At 70.1% G+C, this 18,260-nt stretch carries 19 protein-coding genes; 10 read left to right on the forward strand and 9 right to left on the reverse strand.

The genetic code is table 11. From position 1 onward, the window contains the following. Nucleotides 1–8 precede the first annotated feature (8 nt). From sdhC to ACVKXF_RS01645, 5 genes are read left to right on the forward strand one after another with little or no spacing between them, the layout of a single operon-like run. Nucleotides 9–458, forward strand: a complete 450-nt coding sequence (gene sdhC, locus ACVKXF_RS01625) for a succinate dehydrogenase, cytochrome b556 subunit (protein WP_222658055.1) — start codon at nt 9–11, stop codon at nt 456–458. Nucleotides 459–469: 11 nt separating this feature from the next. Then, the gene (gene sdhD / locus ACVKXF_RS01630; protein ID WP_340195686.1) at nt 470–916 is read left to right on the forward strand and encodes a succinate dehydrogenase, hydrophobic membrane anchor protein; all 447 of its coding nucleotides are present in this window, start codon (nt 470–472) and stop codon (nt 914–916) included. A gap of 49 nt (nt 917–965) precedes the next feature. Next, complete coding sequence (gene sdhA, locus ACVKXF_RS01635; protein ID WP_111086629.1) at nt 966–2,759, forward strand: succinate dehydrogenase flavoprotein subunit; 1,794 nt, start codon at nt 966–968, stop codon at nt 2,757–2,759. 1 nt (nt 2,760) lies between these two features. Next, entirely contained in the window at nt 2,761–3,531 is a 771-nt protein-coding gene (locus tag ACVKXF_RS01640; protein ID WP_456794644.1) for a succinate dehydrogenase iron-sulfur subunit, read from the forward strand. A gap of 52 nt (nt 3,532–3,583) precedes the next feature. Continuing rightward, nucleotides 3,584–4,228 (forward strand): TNT domain-containing protein, encoded by a 645-nt coding sequence (locus ACVKXF_RS01645; RefSeq protein ID WP_111086631.1) that lies wholly within the window; start codon nt 3,584–3,586, stop codon nt 4,226–4,228. 70 nt (nt 4,229–4,298) lie between these two features. Here ACVKXF_RS01645 and ACVKXF_RS01650 read toward each other — a convergent pair whose 3' ends face one another. From ACVKXF_RS01650 to ACVKXF_RS01670, 5 genes are all read right to left on the reverse strand, one after another. Beyond that, nucleotides 4,299–4,982 carry a DUF805 domain-containing protein gene (locus ACVKXF_RS01650; protein ID WP_123313765.1) on the reverse strand — a complete coding sequence of 228 codons (684 nt, stop codon included), beginning with the start codon at nt 4,980–4,982 and terminating at the stop codon, nt 4,299–4,301. Then, nucleotides 4,979–5,557, reverse strand: a complete 579-nt coding sequence (locus ACVKXF_RS01655; protein WP_456794645.1) for a DUF805 domain-containing protein — start codon at nt 5,555–5,557, stop codon at nt 4,979–4,981. Before ACVKXF_RS01655 ends, ACVKXF_RS01650 begins: the two co-directional genes overlap by 4 nt. Before the next feature lie 70 nt (nt 5,558–5,627). Next, a complete protein-coding gene (locus tag ACVKXF_RS01660) occupies nt 5,628–6,131 on the reverse strand; it encodes a DUF805 domain-containing protein (RefSeq protein ID WP_456794646.1) in 504 nt (167 codons plus the stop codon). 140 nt (nt 6,132–6,271) lie between these two features. Beyond that, nucleotides 6,272–7,204 (reverse strand): NADP-dependent oxidoreductase, encoded by a 933-nt coding sequence (locus ACVKXF_RS01665; RefSeq protein WP_456794647.1) that lies wholly within the window; start codon nt 7,202–7,204, stop codon nt 6,272–6,274. Nucleotides 7,205–7,277: 73 nt separating this feature from the next. Next, a complete protein-coding gene (locus tag ACVKXF_RS01670; protein WP_456794648.1) occupies nt 7,278–8,558 on the reverse strand; it encodes an ice-binding family protein in 1,281 nt (426 codons plus the stop codon). A gap of 186 nt (nt 8,559–8,744) precedes the next feature. Between ACVKXF_RS01670 and ACVKXF_RS01675 the strand changes: the two genes are divergently transcribed. Then, entirely contained in the window at nt 8,745–9,704 is a 960-nt protein-coding gene (locus ACVKXF_RS01675) for a diacylglycerol/lipid kinase family protein (protein ID WP_456794649.1), read from the forward strand. Nucleotides 9,705–9,776: 72 nt separating this feature from the next. Here the strand turns inward: ACVKXF_RS01675 and ACVKXF_RS01680 are convergent, their stop codons facing one another. The 4 genes from ACVKXF_RS01680 to ptsP all read right to left on the reverse strand — a co-directional run bounded on the left by ACVKXF_RS01680 (nt 9,777) and on the right by ptsP (nt 14,729). Further along, nucleotides 9,777–10,943 carry a mannitol-1-phosphate 5-dehydrogenase gene (locus tag ACVKXF_RS01680; RefSeq protein WP_340195693.1) on the reverse strand — a complete coding sequence of 389 codons (1,167 nt, stop codon included), beginning with the start codon at nt 10,941–10,943 and terminating at the stop codon, nt 9,777–9,779. Beyond that, a complete protein-coding gene (locus ACVKXF_RS01685) occupies nt 10,940–11,377 on the reverse strand; it encodes a PTS sugar transporter subunit IIA (protein WP_123313772.1) in 438 nt (145 codons plus the stop codon). Before ACVKXF_RS01685 ends, ACVKXF_RS01680 begins: the two co-directional genes overlap by 4 nt. A gap of 89 nt (nt 11,378–11,466) precedes the next feature. Next, on the reverse strand, nt 11,467–13,005 hold the full coding sequence (locus tag ACVKXF_RS01690) for a PTS mannitol transporter subunit IICB (protein WP_456794650.1): 1,539 nt from the start codon (nt 13,003–13,005) through the stop codon (nt 11,467–11,469). Between the two features lie 68 nt (nt 13,006–13,073). Next, nucleotides 13,074–14,729, reverse strand: coding sequence for a phosphoenolpyruvate--protein phosphotransferase (gene ptsP / locus ACVKXF_RS01695; protein ID WP_456794651.1), 1,656 nt, complete (start codon nt 14,727–14,729; stop codon nt 13,074–13,076). Nucleotides 14,730–14,981: 252 nt separating this feature from the next. Here ptsP and ACVKXF_RS01700 point away from each other — a divergent pair, with 252 nt between their 5' ends. From ACVKXF_RS01700 to trpS, 4 genes are all read left to right on the forward strand, one after another. Then, nucleotides 14,982–15,752, forward strand: coding sequence for a DeoR/GlpR family DNA-binding transcription regulator (locus ACVKXF_RS01700; protein WP_222658067.1), 771 nt, complete (start codon nt 14,982–14,984; stop codon nt 15,750–15,752). A gap of 69 nt (nt 15,753–15,821) precedes the next feature. Further along, nucleotides 15,822–16,094, forward strand: coding sequence for an HPr family phosphocarrier protein (locus tag ACVKXF_RS01705; protein ID WP_396288883.1), 273 nt, complete (start codon nt 15,822–15,824; stop codon nt 16,092–16,094). Between the two features lie 271 nt (nt 16,095–16,365). Continuing rightward, nucleotides 16,366–17,208 carry an exodeoxyribonuclease III gene (locus ACVKXF_RS01710; protein ID WP_456794652.1) on the forward strand — a complete coding sequence of 281 codons (843 nt, stop codon included), beginning with the start codon at nt 16,366–16,368 and terminating at the stop codon, nt 17,206–17,208. Between the two features lie 41 nt (nt 17,209–17,249). Continuing rightward, entirely contained in the window at nt 17,250–18,260 is a 1,011-nt protein-coding gene (gene trpS, locus ACVKXF_RS01715) for a tryptophan--tRNA ligase (RefSeq protein WP_123313778.1), read from the forward strand.

Genomic DNA, 18,260 nt, shown 5'->3' on the forward strand with positions numbered 1-18,260 from the left:
ACGAGCTCATGGCTGAGCCCACCGGCGGCGGTACGGCGACCGCCGTCCCCGACGTCACGATCGAGGCGCCTCGCGCCTCTCGGAAGCTCGAGGGCACGCTGTACCGCGGATCGACCGGCATGTGGTCGTGGGTCCTGCACCGGATCACCGGTGTCGCGATCTACTTCTTCCTGCTCGTGCACATCCTCGACACGGCGCTGGTGCGGCTCTCCCCCGAGGCGTACAACGCGGTCATCGGCACGTACAAGACGCCGATCATGAACCTCGGCGAGATCGCCCTGGTGATGGCCATCGTGTTCCACGCGTTCAACGGGCTCCGGATCATCCTCGTCGACTTCTGGTCCAAGGGGCCGAAGTACCAGCGGGCCATGTTCTGGATCGTCATCGTCCTGTGGGCGATCGCGATCGCGGGCTTCCTGCCCCGCCAGCTCATGAACCTCTTCGCGGACTTCAACTAGAGGGGCACCTGATGACCACGCAGATCGTCGAACCTCCCCGTTCCGCCTCGGCCGCCCGCCGCTCCACCAACTGGGAGAAGTGGGGCTGGATCTACATGCGCGGCTCGGGCGTCCTGCTCGTCGTGCTGATCTTCGGCCACCTCTTCGTCAACATGGTGGCGGGCGAGGGCGTCAAGCAGATCGACTTCGCCTTCGTCGCCGGCAAGTGGGCCAACCCGTTCTGGCAGGTGTGGGACTCCCTCATGCTCGTCCTGGCGCTCATCCACGGCTCGAACGGCATGCGCACGATCGTCAACGACTACGTGTCGAAGCCGGGCATCCGCAAGACGCTCCTCGGCGCGATCCTCGTCGCGTGCGTGGTGCTGATCGTCCTCGGCCTGCTCGTCTGCTGGACGTTCGACCCGTGCCCCGCCGGCGCCGCCGCCGCGGACCTGCCCTCCTTCTGCCCGGCGCAGTAGCACCATCCCCGCTGCCGACCGCCTTCCCACCGTCTACGGAAAGACCCCTGTGACCGAGACCACCGTGCACCACCACCAGTTCGACATCGTCATCATCGGCGCAGGAGGCGCGGGCATGCGTGCCGCGATCGAGGCCGGCCCGAAGGCGAAGACCGCCGTCATCTCGAAGCTCTACCCGACCCGCTCGCACACCGGTGCGGCGCAGGGTGGGATGGCCGCGGCCCTCGCGAACGTCGAAGAGGACTCGTGGGAGTGGCACACCTTCGACACGATCAAGGGCGGTGACTACCTGGTCGACCAGGACGCCGCCGAGATCCTCGCGAAGGAGGCGATCGACGCAGTCATCGACCTCGAGAACATGGGCCTGCCCTTCAACCGCACACCCGAGGGCAAGATCGACCAGCGTCGCTTCGGCGGTCACACCCGCGACCACGGCAAGTCGCCCGTCCGCCGGGCCTGCTACGCGGCCGACCGCACGGGCCACATGATCCTGCAGACGCTGTTCCAGAACTGCGTCAAGCTCGGCGTCGAGTTCTACAACGAGTTCTACGCGCTCGACCTCATCATGGTCGACGTCGTGGGCGAGGACGGCGTCACACGCAAGCAGCCGGCCGGCGTCGTCGCGTTCGAACTCGCCACGGGTGAGCTGCACGTCTTCCACGCCAAGGCGATGATCTTCGCCACCGGCGGCTTCGGCAAGATGTACAAGACGACCTCGAACGCACACACCCTGACCGGCGACGGCGTCGGCATCGTGTGGCGCACGGGTCTGCCGCTCGAGGACATGGAGTTCTTCCAGTTCCACCCGACCGGGCTCGCGGGCCTCGGCATCCTGTTGACCGAGGGCGCTCGTGGTGAGGGCGCGATCCTCCGCAACGCCTCGGGTGAACGCTTCATGGAGCGCTACGCCCCCACCATCAAGGACCTCGCGCCCCGCGACATCGTCGCCCGGTGCATGGTGCAGGAGGTCGCCGAGGGCCGGGGGGCCGGTCCGAACAAGGACTACGTCCTGCTCGACTGCACGCACCTCGGTGCCGAGGTGCTCGAGACCAAGCTCCCGGACATCACGGAGTTCGCCCGTACCTACCTCGGCGTCGACCCCGTCGTCGAGCCGGTGCCGGTGATGCCGACCGCGCACTACGCGATGGGCGGCATCCCGACGAACACCGACGCGCAGGTGCTCTACGACAACACCACCGTCGTCCCCGGGCTCTACGCCGCTGGCGAGTGCGCCTGCGTGTCCGTGCACGGCTCGAACCGCCTCGGCACGAACTCGCTCCTCGACATCAACGTCTTCGGCAAGCGCTCGGGCAACAACGCCGCCGAGTGGGTCAAGACCGCCGAGTTCCTCCCGCTGCCGGAAGACCCCGCCGCCGGTGTCCGAGCCATGCTCGACCAGCTGCGTGCGTCGACCGGCACCGAGCGCATCGCCGTCCTGCGCAAGGAACTGCAGGACGAGATGGACAAGAACGCCCAGGTGTTCCGGACCGACGAGTCCCTCGCCCGGGTCACCGAGACGATCCACACGCTCCGGAACCGCTTCATGCAGGTCTCCGTGCAGGACAAGGGCAAGCGGTTCAACACCGACCTGCTCGAAGCCGTCGAACTCGGCTTCCTGCTGGACCTGGCCGAGGTGGTCGTCTACTCGGCCCGCAACCGCAAGGAGAGCCGCGGCGGCCACATGCGCGACGACTACCCGAAGCGCGACGACGAGAACTACATGCAGCACACGATGGCGTACCTGACGGGCGACCCGCACTCGTCACTCGCCGACGACCACATCACGCTGGACTGGAAGCCGGTCGTCGTGACGCGGTACCAGCCGATGGAGAGGAAGTACTGAGATGACCGACACCCTGGTCTCCGACGCACCCCGGACCGACACCACCGAGGCGCCTCCCGGGTCCTTCTCCGTCACGCTCATCATCCGGCGCTTCGACCCGGACGTCGACGACGAGCCGCGTTGGCAGGACTTCGACGTCATGATGCTGCCGACCGACCGCATCCTCGACGCCCTGCACAAGATCAAGTGGGACCAGGACGGCTCCCTGACGTTCCGTCGGTCCTGCGCACACGGCGTCTGCGGCTCGGACGCGATGCGCATCAACGGCCGGAACCGTCTGGCGTGCAAGACCCTGATCAAGGACCTCGACGTCTCGAAGCCGATCTACGTCGAGGCGATCAAGGGCCTGCCGCTCGAGAAGGACCTCGTCGTCGACATGGAGCCCTTCTTCAAGTCCTTCCGCGAGGTCCAGCCGTTCCTGCAGCCCGCGACCGCCCCTACCCCGGGCAAGGAGCGCATCCAGTCGGTGGCCGACCGTGCCCGGTTCGACGACACCACGAAGTGCATCCTGTGCGCCGCGTGCACCTCGTCCTGCCCGGTGTTCTGGACCGACGGGCAGTACTTCGGGCCGGCCGCGATCGTGAACGCGCACCGCTTCATCTTCGACTCGCGTGACGATGCCGCCGAGGTCCGCCTCGACATCCTCAACGACAAGGAAGGGGTCTGGCGCTGCCGCACCACCTTCAACTGCACCGACGCCTGCCCCCGTGGCATCCAGGTGACGAAGGCGATCTCCGAGGTCAAGCAGGCCGTCATGCGGGGTCGCGCCTGACACTCGGGGGCGTCCAAGACTCGACATCGACTCCACCGATAGGCTCCGCTCCATGACGTTCGCGGCCACCCGCCCCATCCTCGACCAGCTCGGCTACACGATCCGCTACGTGCAGCTCCCCGGAGAGACCCTGCACGAGCCGCCGGTCGAGGGCGCGCTCCGCGTGGTCCCGGCCGAGGCGTCCGACGAGTTCGCGCTCGAGGTCGTCGACTACGGCACGGCCCGCCGCCTCGCCACCGCGCGCGGCGAGGAGGACGCGGTCGAGATGCTCCGTCGGTTCCTGAACCGGCCGTTCCCAGCTCCGCGCGACATCGCCCGGCACGAGCTCGACGGGCTCCGTGACCGTGCGGCGTCGACGTACCCGCAGCTGGCGCAGCAGGTGTCGCAGGCCGGCGAACAGGGGCTGACCATCCAGATCCCCGCGGGCGTCCCCGTCGACCGCATCGGTGGTCCGGACGGCTACCTGCTGCACCCCCTCGACACCCCGCTGCCGAGCCGGTCGCTGCCGCCGCACGTCGCCGGCGTCCCGGAGACCCACCGCTACCTGGTCGAGCGCCCGTTCATGGTGAACGTCCGCTTCGTGCAGCCGTGGTTCGAGCAGCCCGGCGGGGCGCTCCGCTTCCAGATCGCCGATCCCACGGTCACCGTCCGCGACCTCGTCGTCGACGGTGCGCTGGCTCGACTCCGCGTGGTCTGACTCCACGCACGACGCAGATCGGCCCGCACCGCGCTTTCGCGCGCTGCGGGCCGATTGCCGTTCGGAGGTGCTACGCCTGGTCGGGACGGTCGTACTGCGCGCCGGCCGGGCTCGGCGGCAGGCAGCCGAAGACGATCCCGGCGACGCCGACGAACATCGCGATGAGCCAGAACGGCCCCGCGAGGTTCGCGTCGTGCACGCGGCGCCATCCCAGTGCGATGTTCGGGACGAGGGTCGCCAGGGTCCAGAGGCCGAACAGCACGAGCAGGATGAAGATCCACGCCGGGGGTGCGCCCTCGGTCTGGGTGTAGCCGTACTCGTCGGTGGTCGAGGCCGAGACGCTCCAGGCGATCAGACCGGCGATGAAACCGCCGTAGAGGACGATCGTGACGATCGCGTTCGCCAGGATCCAGTACCAGAACTCGCTGCGGCTGGCACGGCCGTCGAACCGGGCGTACTTCTTGAAGAACCGGGTGAAGGCGTCGAGGAACCCGGCCCCGTAGAAGGGCGCCCACAGCGGCGGAGCGCCGTCCGGTCCAACCGGGATCGGCGGTCCGTACTGCGGGTACGGGTCGGCGTACTGCTGGCCGTACCCGGGCTGCTGGCCGTACGGACCGGGCTGCTGGCCGTACCCGGGCTGCTGGCCGTACGGACCGGGCTGCTGCCCGTACCCTGGCTGCTGCTGTCCGTGGTCAGGCTGCCCCGACGGCTGGTCACCGCCGGGTTGGCCCCACTGCGGTGTGTCGTTGCTCATCGAGCGCCGGTGGGTCGGTCGTAGCGCTCGCCCTGCGGGTTCGAGGGCAGCAGGCCGAAGACGATGCCGACGATGCCGACGAAGATCGCGATGATCCACAGGGCACCGGGCAGGTTCGCGTCGTGCAGGCGGCGCCAACCGAGGGCGAGCGTCGGGATGATGATCGCGAGGCCCCAGAGCAGCGCGAGGATACCAGCGATCACGAAGAGCGCCGACGGGCTGGTGATGGTCGACTGCACGCTCGCCGAGGTCGCCGTCGAGGTGGAAACCGTCGAACGCTCGGACGTGGCGAAACCGATGCCGTACAGGATGCCGAGGACGATCCCGACGATCACGTTCGCCAGGTACCACCACCAGAACTCGCTGCGGCTCGCGCGGCCGCTGAACGTCGCGTACTTCTTGAAGAACCGTCCGACGGCCTTGCCGAAGGAGATCCCGTACCAGGGGGCCCAGATCGGCGGCTCGCCGTTCGGGCCGGTCGCCGGCTGCTGGCCGTACTGCGGCGTTCCGTTGTACGGGTTCGGCTGACCGCCCGGCTGCTGGCCGGACGGGTTCTGCGGGTACTGGTCACTCACGGTGTCCCCCTCGATCGTTGGCTGATACTCGGGTCCGAGTCAACCAGAAGCGTCGCGGGGCCGTCGCTCGCTACCCGCGGTGGGGCTCGTCGTACCGCTGGCCTTGCGGGTTCGACCCCATCAAGCCGACGATCAGCGAGAACAGGACGCCGAGCGGCGGGATGAGGAAGAAGAAGGCGAAGTACCCGCTCAGGTTCACGTCGTGCAGTCGGCGCACCGTCAGGGCGATGAAGCCGAGCGCGCAGGCGAGGGTCCACAGGCCGCTCAGCCCGTTCGACGCGTCGTCGACGAACGGCAGCACGTTGAAGAACCCCCCGACGATGCCGGTGGCCGCCGAGCCGATGACGTACCAGAGGGCCCAGAACCAGAACTCCGACTGGCTCGCGCGGCCGTCGAACCGGACGTACTTCTTCCAGAACCGCGGGAAGGCCTGCACGAACGGGATCCCGTACCAGGGAGCCCACAGCGGCGGCTGGCGCGGACCGGTCGGCTGCTGGCCGTACGGTCCGGGCTGCTGCCCGTACGGTCCGGGCTGCTGCCCGTACGGGTTCTGCGGCGGGTACTGGTCACTCACTGGTTCGTTCCTTCCGGTGGCCGGACATCGACCACGACCGAGTCTGGCAGCGGCACCGACCGGACGCGTCCCCCCAGCGGAGGACAGCGGAGGACAGCGACGTACAGCGAAGCCACAGCGCCGACAGCGCACCGAGCGGCTCAGGGCAGCAGGGCCAGCTTGCCCCCGGGGTGTCCGGACTCCAGCAGCTCCGCGGCCGCCTTCGCCTCGGCGAGTGGGAACGTGCGCGCCACCGGGACCTCGAGCTCGCCGGCCGCAGCCAGGTCGATCAGTCGCTGGCGCACCGAGTCACGGAACGCCTTGCTCTCGGGCTGGGCTCCGCCGACCGCCGCGAACCCCGCCTCGGCGGCGCGCGCCGGCGCGGCGATCGTGACGATGCGGTCGCGGTCGGCGACCACCGCGAGCGAGACGTCGACGGCCTCGTCGGTCCCGACGCAGTCCAGTGCCACGTCGATGCCGGAGGGTGCGATCGACCGGACCCGCGCCTCCAGGCCGTCACCGTACGCGACCCACTCGCCGCCGAAGCGTCCGACGACGTCCGCACCACGCTCGGAGGTCGTGCCGATCACCCGCGCGCCGAGCAGGCGGAGCTGCTGCAGCAGGCTCACGCCGACCGCCCCCGTCGCGCCGTGCACGAGCACGGTGTCGCGCCCGGCGGCGCGGGTGACGCGCAGCATGTCGGCGGCGGTCGTGCCCGCGAGGAGCAGGTTCGCCGCCTCGGGGAACCCGAGCGCTGCGGGCTTGGCGAACACGTCGGCCGCTGGCACGGTCAGCTCCGACGCCCACCCACCGGCGACCCGGAACGCCAGGACCTCGTCGCCGACCGCTCCCCCACCCGACGCGATGGTCGTGTCGGGTCCGACGGCGGTGAGCACCCCGGCGACCTCGTAGCCGACGGGGATCGGCAGGTCGGCCGGGTCGCCCTGCCGCGTGTGCTTCGTGTCGGCGGGGTTCATGCCGGCGGCTCGGACGGCGATGGTGACCTCGCCGGGCCCGGGTGCGGCGACCTCGGTGTCCACGAACTCGAGGACCTCGCTGCCGCCGAACCGCGGTGCCACCCAGTGCTTCGTCATGCGGCCGACGCTACGCCGGGGCCGCCGGCACCGTCAGTGCCGGGACGGCCGACGGCGCCGGCTCGGTCACCCGTCAGTGGTCCTCGGACAGGATCCGGCGTCGTGCACGGAGCGTCCGTCCACGGAGCACCGTCACGGCGATGCCGGCGAGCAGCATCGCGCCCGCCGCGGTGAGCGGGATCGTCGGGTCGCTCCCCGTGAAGGCGAGCTCGGTGGTGCCGCCACCACCACTGCCGTTCCCACCCACGACCGGCACGGCGGGAGCCGTCGAGGCGGGTGCGGTGGGCACGGGGGCCGAGGCGGTCGGCGTCGGTGTGGGTGTCGCGGTGGGCGCGGGCGCGCGGACGGTCACGACGTAGGTCTCGGTGTCCGGCGGTGCGGTTCCGTTGTCGACCGTGATCGTCACCGTGGTGGTGCCGGGCGTGGTCGGCGTGCCGGAGATGACGCCCGTGTCCGGGTTGATCGTGAGGCCCGGGGGCAGGGTCCCGCCGTCGGAGTAGGTGGGCGCCGGGTTGCCCGTCGCGGTGACGGGGAAGGAGTACGGCGTGCCAGCGGTGGCGTCGGTCGGCGTGCCCGAGGTGATCGTCGGAGCAACGCTCTCGGACGGTGTGCCGGCAGCCGGGCAGTTCGTCGGCCGGGTGATGGTGTTGTCGTCGAGCGTCACCGATGCGTTCCGGGCGAGCAGTCGGCCCACGACGGTCGCACCCGTCGTGGCGGTCACGGACTGGTCGGCGAGGACCGTGCCCTGGAACTGGGCGGCGGTGCCGATGGTCGCGGAACTGCCGACCTGCCAGAACACGTTGCACGAGCTCGCGCCGCCGGTGATGACGATCCTCGTGCCGGATCCGATGGTCAGGGTCGATGCGGCCTGGAACACCCAGACGGAGTCCGCGCTGCCGGCGAGCGTCAGTTGGCCGTTGTTCGCCAGCTGCAACGTGCTGCCGTTGTAGACGCCCGGGGTCAGGCTCAGCCCGTTGAGTTCCTCGAGTCCGCCGCGCGTGGGGGTCAACGACGCCGCGACGCCGTACGCGGTCGTGGTGTCGGCCTGCGCCTGGGCCGCGGCGGCGTCGGTCTGGTGGACGGTGCCGTTCACGATCCCGTTGCCAGGACCGCCGAAGCCGGTGATCGACGTGCCCGGCGAGACGCCGAGGTCGCCGTTGACCACGCTCGGCCCGGTGTTGGTGACGCTCTGGGCGCCGAGGACGCCGTAGCTCGCCGCTGTCCCGAGGCCCACGGGGCCGTCGATGATGGTGGCGGCGGACGCTGCTGAGGAACCACCGAGGGCCAGCGCCGCGGCCAACCCGATCCCGGTGCTGACGACGATGAGCGGACGGAGGATGGGGGTTCTGGCCACGACGGCCCCTGCCTGTGATGGCGAAGTGCGTAAGGAGCGTCGGAGACACCCGGCGTTCACCGTGTCCCGAGTGTGTCCGGATCGAATGTGTTCCGCGGCCCTGACTCCCAGGTTCGCCCGGATCAGCCGATACCGGACAGAACCCGTCCGTTCTGGTCGACGACGGCTGTTCGGTATCGTCCTCTCATGCCGCGCGCCGCGATCGTCGTCAACCCGTCCAAGGTCGACCTGCGGGTCCTCCGCAACACCGTTGCCGCCGAAGAGCAGCGGAACGGCTGGGCGCCCACGACCTGGTTCGAGACGGCGGCGTCCGACGACGGCCTCGCCGCCGCACGCGAGGCGCTGGCCACCGCACCGGACGTCGTCCTGGTCGTCGGTGGCGACGGCACGCTGCGCGTCGCAGCCGAGGCACTGCACGGATCCGGCGTGCCGCTCGCCCTGCTCCCCGTCGGGACCGGGAACCTGTACCCCCGGAACCTGCGCATCCCGCTGAACGACGTCGCCGGCTCGGTCCGAGCCGCCTTCAGCGGGACCGATCGGCCGGTCGACCTCGCGTTCGCCGACCTCACCGACCCGCAGGGCACGACGACACGCCACGCGTTCCTGGTGATGGCCGGCATCGGACTCGACGCGAACATGGCGGCCAACACCAACGCACGCCTGAAGAAGCGGTTCGGGTGGCTCGCCTACTCCGACCCGATCATGCGGTCCGTCATCGGCAACCGGCAGATCGACCTGCGGTACGCACTCGACGACGGCGACACCCGGACGATGCGGGCACACACGGTCATCGTCGGCAACTGCGGCACGCTGACCGCCGGCGTCCTCCTCCTGCCCGAGGCGGAACCGGACGACGGGGTCCTCGACGCGGTCGCGTTCCGACCGGGTCGGACGGTCGGGTGGGCCGGGGTCGGCTACGGGCTGTCCCTGAACCGGTTCTTCCACCGGACCGGGTTCGGGCGCTTCCTGTCGTGGCTCATCCCGGCCACCCGGACGCTGCGGTACACGAGCGCGCGGGTCCTCGACCTCGCGCTCGACCACCCCGAGCAGATCCAGCTCGACGGTGACCCGTTCGGCACCGTGGTCGCGGTGCGGCTGACGGTGGACCACGGCGGGCTCACGATCCGGGTGGGGCCGTCGCGGTGACCACGTGAAGACGGGAGGCTCGGTGCCAGCTGGCACCGGGCCTCCCGTCGTCATCGGGCCACGTCGAGAGCGTCAGCCGCGCGCGACACGCACCCGGTCCGCGAACGCCGCGTGCAGCGGGTGCTCCGCGGCCAGGCCGGTGATCTGCGTCACCACGTCGGCATCGGACGTGTCCGAGGCCAGGAGCGCCTGCAGCTCGACGCTCTGCTCGTCGTCCGCGACGTCGAAGCGGAGCGCCGCGCCCATCGCGTCGAGCAGCGCCGTCGGCTCGGTGCCGTCCTCGGCCAGCGACGCGGCCGGCGAGACAAACCGCTCGTCGCGTGACAGCTTGCGGAGCGGCTGACGGCCGACGCGCGTCACCGTGTCGGGCAGGTGCGGGTTCTCGAACCGCGCGATGATCGCCTGGACGTAGGCGCGGTGCACCTCGGGGTCGAGTTCGTGACGACGCACGAGCAGGTCGCTCGTCTCGGCGAGCACGGACTCGAGCTCGGCGCGCACGGCCGGGATCGCGACGGCGTCGGAGATCTTGTCCGCACCGGCGACGAAGCCGTGGTACGCGACGGTGGCGTGCCCGGTGTTGACCGTGAAGAGCTTGCGCTCGATCGAGGCGGCGAGGCCGTCGACGTAGTGCGCACCGGGGATCTCCGGCTCGTTCCCGCCGAACGGCGTGCGGTCGATGGCCCACTCGAAGTAGGTCTCGACGGTGACGTCCAGGCCGGCGCCCTCGGGCTGGGCCGGCACGATGCGGTCGACGGCGGTGTTCGCGAAGACGGCCTTCGCCAGCGCCGCGTCGCGGCCCTCGGCCGGGAGCGCGTCGACGATGAACTCGCGCAGGCGGTCCGTGGCGTTCAGCGCGTTCTCGCACGCCATCACGGCGATCGGAGCGGCCGAGGCGTCGCGGGCGACGAGCGCACGCGCGATGACCGGCGCGATGAACTTCAGGACGTTCGGGCCCACGGCGCAGGTGACGACGGCGGCGGCGGCGATCTCGGCGACGACACCGTCCTCGTCCTGCGCGCTGTTCAGCGCACGGAAGTTCGTGACCTCGTGGTCCTGCGCGCCGGCGCCGACCTCGTGGACGGTGTACGAGTCGGCGGCGGCCAGCGCGTCGATCAGCGGCGCGGCGACGTCGGCGAAGACGACCTCGTAGCCCGCTTCGTGCAGGAGCAGCCCGACGAAGCCGCGGCCGATGTTGCCGGCGCCGAAGTGGACGGCGGTACCCCGGTCGGTGGTGCTCACTCGTTGACCTCGCCGAGGATCGACAGGATCGCGCTGGTGTCGGCCGCGTCGGTGAGCTTCTGGACCTCGTCCTCGTCGGAGAACACGATCGCGATCTTGGACAGGATGTCGAGGTGCTCGTTGTTCACGCCGGCGATGCCGACGACGAAGCGCACCGGGTTGCCGTCCCAGTCGATCGGGCTGGCGTAGCGGATGAACGACAGGGCGGACGACTTGATGGCGTCCTTCGCGTCGTTGGTACCGTGCGGGATCGCGAGGAAGTTGCCCATGTAGGTGGACACGCTCTTCTCGCGCTCGAGCATCGCCGGGTAGTAGTCCGAGGTGACCGCGCCCGCAGCCTCGAGGATCTCGGCCGCCTCCTTCATCGCCTCCGACTTGGTCGGCGCGGTGTCCTCGGTGTGGATCCGGATCTGGCTCTCCTGCAGGACGGGCATCGTGGTTCTCCTTGGTGTTCGAGGGCGTGTCGGAGGGGACGGGTCATCCCCGTCCCCTCCGATACTGCACTTCGTTACTGGTTGTGGCGTTACTGGTTCTTGAGCTGCTCGACGACCTGGTCGTACTGCGGCGCGTTCATGAAGTTGCCGACCGACACGTGCTGCGCGTTCGGGTTCTTCTGCTTGGCGCGGTCCGTCAGTTCTTCCTGCGTGATGATCAGGTCCTCGTCACCGGACAGGTTCGCGATCGCCTTGTTGGAGACCGTGACCCCTTCGATGCCTGCCTTCTTGATCTTGTTGCGCAGGACGCTGGCGCCCATGGCGCTCGAGCCCATGCCCGCGTCGCAGGCGAAGACCAGGTTCTGGACCTTCGTCGCGGTGGCGGTGGTGCCGGACGCGGAGGCCTCTTCGCTGTTCGCCGGGGCGTTGGTGCCGAGCAGACCCGCCGTCGCCGAGTTGACGTCGCGGCCCTTGTTCGCCTGGAGCTTCGCCATCGCGGCACTCATGTCGCCGCCGCCGTTGGCCAGGTCGCGCTTGCGGCTGGCGAGCAGGAAGAACGACGAGACCGCGAAGGACACCGCGGCGGACAGGACGACCGACAGGATGACGCCGAGGAAGCTGTTGCGCTCCGTGGCACCGAGCACGGCGAAGATCGACCCGGGCGACGCCGGAGCGACGAGGCCGGACTGGAACGCGACGTTCGTCGCGACGCCCGTGGCACCACCGAGGATGACGGCGATGAACAGGACCGGCTTCTGCAGCACGTACGGGAAGTAGATCTCGTGGATGCCACCGAAGAACTGGATGATGATCGCGCCGGGAGCGGTCGAGCGGGCGATGCCGACACCGAAGAAGGTGAAGGCGAGGAGCAGACCGAGGCCGGGGCCGGGGTTCGCCTCGAGCAGGAACAGGATCGACTTGCCCGACTCCTGGACCTGCTGCGCGCCGAGCTGGTCGAGCACACCGTGGTTGATCGCGTTGTTGAGGAAGAACACCTTGGCCGGCTCGATGATGACGCTGGCGAGCGGCAGCAGCGAGTGCTGGACGAGGAAGTTCACCGCGTCGCCGAGGCCCTCGGCGATGAGCTTGAACAGCGGGGCGAGCCAGAAGAACCCGGCCATCGCCAGACCGAAGCCGAGGATGCCGGCCGCGTAGTTGTTGACGAGCATCTCGAAGCCCGGCTTGATCTTGCCGTCCCAGATCTTGTCGATCTGCTTGATGAGGTACGCACCGAGCGGTCCGCAGATCATCGCGCCGAGGATCATCGTGGTGCCGTTCGCACCGATGATGACGCCCATGGTCATGATCGAACCGACGACGGCGCCGCGGGTCTCGTAGACCATCCGGCCGCCCTGGATCGCGATCGCGAGCGGGATGAGGTAGGTCAGGATCGGCCCGACCAAGCCGACGTTGGCGACGCCGCCCGTCTCACCGAAGCCACCGAGGATGCCCACGGGCGTCCAGCCGGTCTCGATGAAGAAGGCGGTGATGATGCCCCACGCGATGAAGATCGCGATGTTGGGCATGACCATGCCGGAGAGGAACGTGCCGAACTTCTGAACGGCGACGCGTGCGCCGCCCCGCGACTTCGCGGGTGCGTCGGGCGCTGCAACGGACGACGTTGTCATGTGCGGTGACTTTCTGTGTGGTGGAGCTGCTGCGTGGTGCGGGGAGGGGTGGTGCCGGTGGTGCGTGCTCAGGCGGCGTGCGCTGCGGCCGCGGCGGACTTCGCGGCCGCCGCCGTGCTCGCGGCGAGTGCCGCCTGGGCCATCTCACGGGCCTGCTCGAGCGTGTGCTGACCGAGTTCGGCGCGCACGTCGGCCAGGGCCGCGGGAGTCATGGAGAGGGTGGTGGCGCCGAGGCCGACGAGCACCACGGCGAGCAGCGGGTCGGCGGCGGCCTCACCGCAGATGCCGACGGCCTTGCCCGCGTCGGCACCGGCCGCACCGAGCTGCGCGACGAGGCGCAGGACGGCGGGGTGCCACGGGTCCTGGTACGACGCGACGGTGCCGAGCATGCGGTCGGCGGCCATCGTGTACTGGGTCAGGTCGTTCGTGCCGATCGACACGAAGTCCGCGTTCTGGAAGACCTGTTCGGCCATGAGCGCGAGCGACGGCACCTCGGCCATCACGCCGGCGGTGCGGATGCCGAGCTCGCGGGCCAGGGTGACGAAGTACTCGGTCTCCTCGGCGTCGGCGACCATCGGAGCCATCACCCAGAGGTCGGCCTCGGTCGCGGCGTCCGCCTGGGCCAGTGCGACGAGCTGGTCGCGCAGGACCTCGGGGTGGTTGCGCAGCGCACGGAGTCCGCGACGGCCGAGCGCCGGGTTCTCCTCGTCCTTGTCGGTGAGGAACGGCAGCGGCTTGTCGGCGCCGGCGTCGAGCGCACGGACGACGACCTTCTTGCCCGGGAACGCGGCGAGGAGCTGGCGGTACGACTCGGTCTGCTCGTCGACGGTCGGCGCCTTCGGTGAGTCGAGGAAGAGGAACTCGGTGCGGAAGAGCCCCACGCCCTCCGCACCGAGAGCAACGGCACCCGCGGCGTCGGCGGGGCTGCCGAGGTTCGCGAGCAGGGGCACGACGTGACCATCGGCGAGGGCACCGGCGGTGAGCGGTGCGGCGGCTGCGGCGAGCCGGTCGGCGATGCGCTGCTCGACCTCGGACACGAGGGACTCGGACGGCTCGGTGACGACCGTGCCGGCGACGGCGTCGACCACGATCGCCTGACCGTCGACCAGGTCGTCGGCGCCGGTGACGCCGACGATCGCGGTGATGCCCTTGGCGCGGGCGAGGATCGCGGTGTGCGAGGTCGGGCCGCCGTCTCGGGTGACCAGTGCGAGGACCTTGTCGAGGTCCAGCAGCGCGGTGTCGGCCGGGGCGAGGTCACGGGCGACGAGGACGAAGGGGGTGTCCGACTCGGGGACCCCGGGGGCGTGCACGCCGCGGAGCTTCGCGATGATGCGCTGGGCGACGTCGTCGAGGTCGGCTGCGCGCTCCCCCATGTAGCCGCCCATGCCGACGAGCAGTTCGCGGAACTGGGCGAACGCCTCGTACACGGCGCGCTCGGCGTTGGTGCCGCCGTCGATGCGCGTGTGCACGTCGTCGAGGAGCGTCGGGTCCTGCGCCATGAGCGCCTGCGCCTCGAGCACGGCCTGGGCGTCGCCGCCGGCGAGCTGTCCGCGCTTGTTGAGGTCCTCGGCCACGGCGGCCAGTGCGTCGTGCACGGCCTGCTTCGCGTCGTCCGCCGAGCCGGTCAGGGCGTCCTTCGACGGTTCGCCGAGCGGGTCCGCCATGCGGAGCACGGGGCCGTGGGCGACGCCACGGCCGACGCCGGTGCCGAGCAGTTCGGACATTCGAGACTCCTTCATCTCACACGCGCTTGCGGTGGGGTGTTCGTTCGGTGCGCGCACGGCTGAGACGGGACCTCGCCGGTGCGGCTGAGCAGCACACTACCCCGATCCGCGTTGACAAACAAACACATCCGGGGATAAAAATGCAGAAACAGATGCCCGTTTGCGTCTGGCGGCCAGCCGCGCCGGTTCGGTTCCGTCAGGTTCGTGCCCGGACATGTCCGTTCCGTTCCGACCAGGAGACGACGAGGTCCGATGTACGCACCAGAACGCCACCAGCGCATCGTCGAGCAGGCGCGCGCGCAGGGGCGGGTCGACGTCAAGGACCTCGCCGAACTGCTCGAGGTCACGCCGGAGACCATCCGTCGCGACCTGACGAGCCTCGAACGCCGCGGGCTGGTCCGACGTGCCCACGGCGGCGCGATCCCCGTCGAGCGCATCACGATCCACCCCGGCGTCGGCGACCGCGGCGGCATCAACCAGGCCGAGAAGATGGTCATCGCCGAGGCCGCGCTCGAGGAGCTGCCGGAGAACGGCTCGGTCATGATCGACGCCGGCACGTCCACCATCTGCCTCGCCGAGATGCTGCCGACCGACCGCGGACTCACCGTCGTCACGCACTCGCTCCCCGTGGCGATGGCCGTCGCGAACCGTCCGGGCATCGACCTCCATCTGCTCGGCGGCAACATCCGCAGCGACTCCCTGGCCGGCGTCGGCACGTGGACGCACCAGCTCATCGGCATGGTCAGCGTCGACGTCGCCTTCGTGAGCATCAACGGCATCACCCCGGAGCGCGGCCTGACGACCCACAACATGGCCGAGGCGGCGGTGAAGTCGGCGATGATCAAGTCCGCCCGACGGAGCATCCTGCTCGCCGACCACACCAAGTTCGGTCGCGAGGAGTTCGGCCGCGTCGCACCCCTCGCCGCCATCGACACGATCATCACCGATCCCGCCGTCAACCTCGACCTGGTCCGCGAGGTCGAGGCCGCCGGCACCGAGGTGTTCTGGCCCGGTCGACCCTGACCGCTCCCCCGACCCGCCCATCCGGCGCTCGCTAGCATGAGCGCACCACCCATCGACAGGAGTACATCGATGTCCGAAGCCACCCGCACCGTGACCGTCGCCAGCGCGTCCGGACTGCACGCGCGCCCCGCGTCCCTCTTCGTCCAGACCGTGACGGCCTCCGGCCACCAGGTCACGATCGCCAAGGGCGACAAGTCCGGCAACGCCGGCAGCATCCTCGCCCTGCTCGGCCTGGGCATCGAGAACGGCGACGAGGTCGCCCTCACCGTGACCGGCGACGACGCCGAGGCGACCGCCGACAGCCTGGTCGAGTTCCTGCAGACGGACCACGACGCGGCCTGATCGCGCGGTTCGACGGACGGGAGGCACGGTGCCGGCTGGCACCGTGCCTCCCGTCCGTCGTCCGGCCGCCCCGCCGTCCGCAGCCCGCCCGCAGTCCCGCTCCCGGGGTTCCGAAATCTCGGAACCTCGGTGCCCCTCCTGGCGATCTGTGGAACCTCGGCGACGCGCACACGGCGAGTCGTGGAACCTCGGCGACGCGCACACGGCGAGTCGCCGAACCTCGAACCGGTGCTGCCCAGGGCTGTCGGCACCCGCCGATAAGGTGGTCTGCATGACACGCCTGCGCCTCGCATCCGTCAACGTGAACGGCGTCCGCGCCGCCTTCCGCAAGGGCATGGGCGACTGGCTCGCCACCCGCGACGTCGACGTGCTGGCCCTGCAGGAGGTCCGTGCCTCGAGCGAGGACCTCGAAGGTCTGCTCGGCGACGGGTGGGACATCGTGCACGACCCGGCCACCGCGAAGGGCCGGGCGGGGGTCGCGATCGCCTCGCGGCACTCCGCGCACATCCACCGCGTCGCGCTCGGACCCGACGAGTTCGACTCCGCCGGACGGTGGCTCGAGGCCGACTACGAGATCGGCGGCACCACGGTCACGGTCGTGTCCACCTACGTCCACTCGGGCGAGGTCGACACCCCCAAGCAGGACGAGAAGTGGAAGTTCCTCGACGCCATGACCGAGCGGCTGCCCGCACTCCGCGCGCACAACCCGCTCGCCGTCGTCGTCGGTGACCTGAACGTCGGGCACGACCAGCGCGACATCAAGAACTGGAAGGGCAACGTCAAGCGTGCGGGCTTCCTGCCGCGCGAGCGTGCCTACTTCTCGCGCTTCTTCGGCGCCGACGGCGAACCGGTCGAGGGCGCGGACGGCTCGACGGGGCCCGGCCTCGGTTGGGTGGACGTCGGGCGCGCGCAGGCCGGCGACGTCGAGGGGCCCTACACGTGGTGGTCCTGGCGCGGACAGGCGTTCGACAACGACACCGGCTGGCGCATCGACTACCAGATGGCCACGCCCGACCTCGCGGCGAAGGTCACGGAGTACACGGTCGACCGGGCTGCGGCGTACGACCAGCGATGGTCCGACCACGCCCCCGTGGTCGTCGACTACGAACTCTGACCCCTCTGCTTGCGCTCCACCTGACCCACAGGAACACCACCATGACCAAGACCCGCATCTTCTCGGGCATCCAGCCGTCCGCCGGCTCGCTGCACCTCGGCAACTACGTCGGGGCGCTCATGCAGTGGCGCGACCTGCAGGACGACTTCGACGCCATCTACTGCGTCGTCGACATGCACGCGATCACCTCGCCGCAGGACCCGGCAGAGCTCCGCGCGAGCACCCGGGCGACGGCAGCGCAGTACATCGCGTCGGGCATCGACCCGACGAAGTCGACGCTGTTCGTGCAGTCCCACGTGCCCGCCCACGCCGAGCTCGCCTGGGTGCTCAACACCCTCACCGGGTTCGGTGAGGCGAGCCGCATGACCCAGTTCAAGGACAAGTCGGCGCGGCAGGGTTCCGAGGCGGCCTCGGTCGGGCTCTTCACGTACCCGGTCCTGATGGCGGCCGACATCCTGCTGTACGACACCAAGGTCGTGCCGGTCGGCGACGACCAGCGCCAGCACGTCGAGTTGACCCGCGACCTGGCCGGACGCTTCAACTCGCGGTTCGGCGACACGTTCGTCGTGCCCGAGGCCCGGATCGGCACCGAGACGGCGCGCATCTACGACCTGCAGGACCCGACGAGCAAGATGAGCAAGTCGGCGGCGTCCGACAGCGGCCTGATCCGTCTGCTCGACGACCCGAAGCGCACCGCGAAGAAGATCAAGTCGGCCGTCACCGACGACGAGCGCGAGATCCGCTCCGACCGCCAGGCCAAGCCGGGCGTGACGAACCTGCTCGCGATCCTGTCGGCGTTCAGCCGGACCCCCGTCGCCGAGCTCGAGGCCTCGTTCGCGGGCAAGGGCTACGGGGACCTCAAGGGCGCCGTGGCCGAGGCCGTCGTCGCCGAGCTCGAACCGGTGCGCGCCCGCACGCTCGAGCTGCTCGACGACCCGGCCGAGCTCGACCGTCTGCTGGCCGTCGGCGCGGACCGTGCCGAGTCCATCGCGCAGGAGACCCTGGCGCGCGTGTACGACCGGATCGGGTTCGTCCCGCGCTCGCGCGGCTGA

It is taken from the genome of Curtobacterium sp. PvP017 (assembly GCF_054060195.1).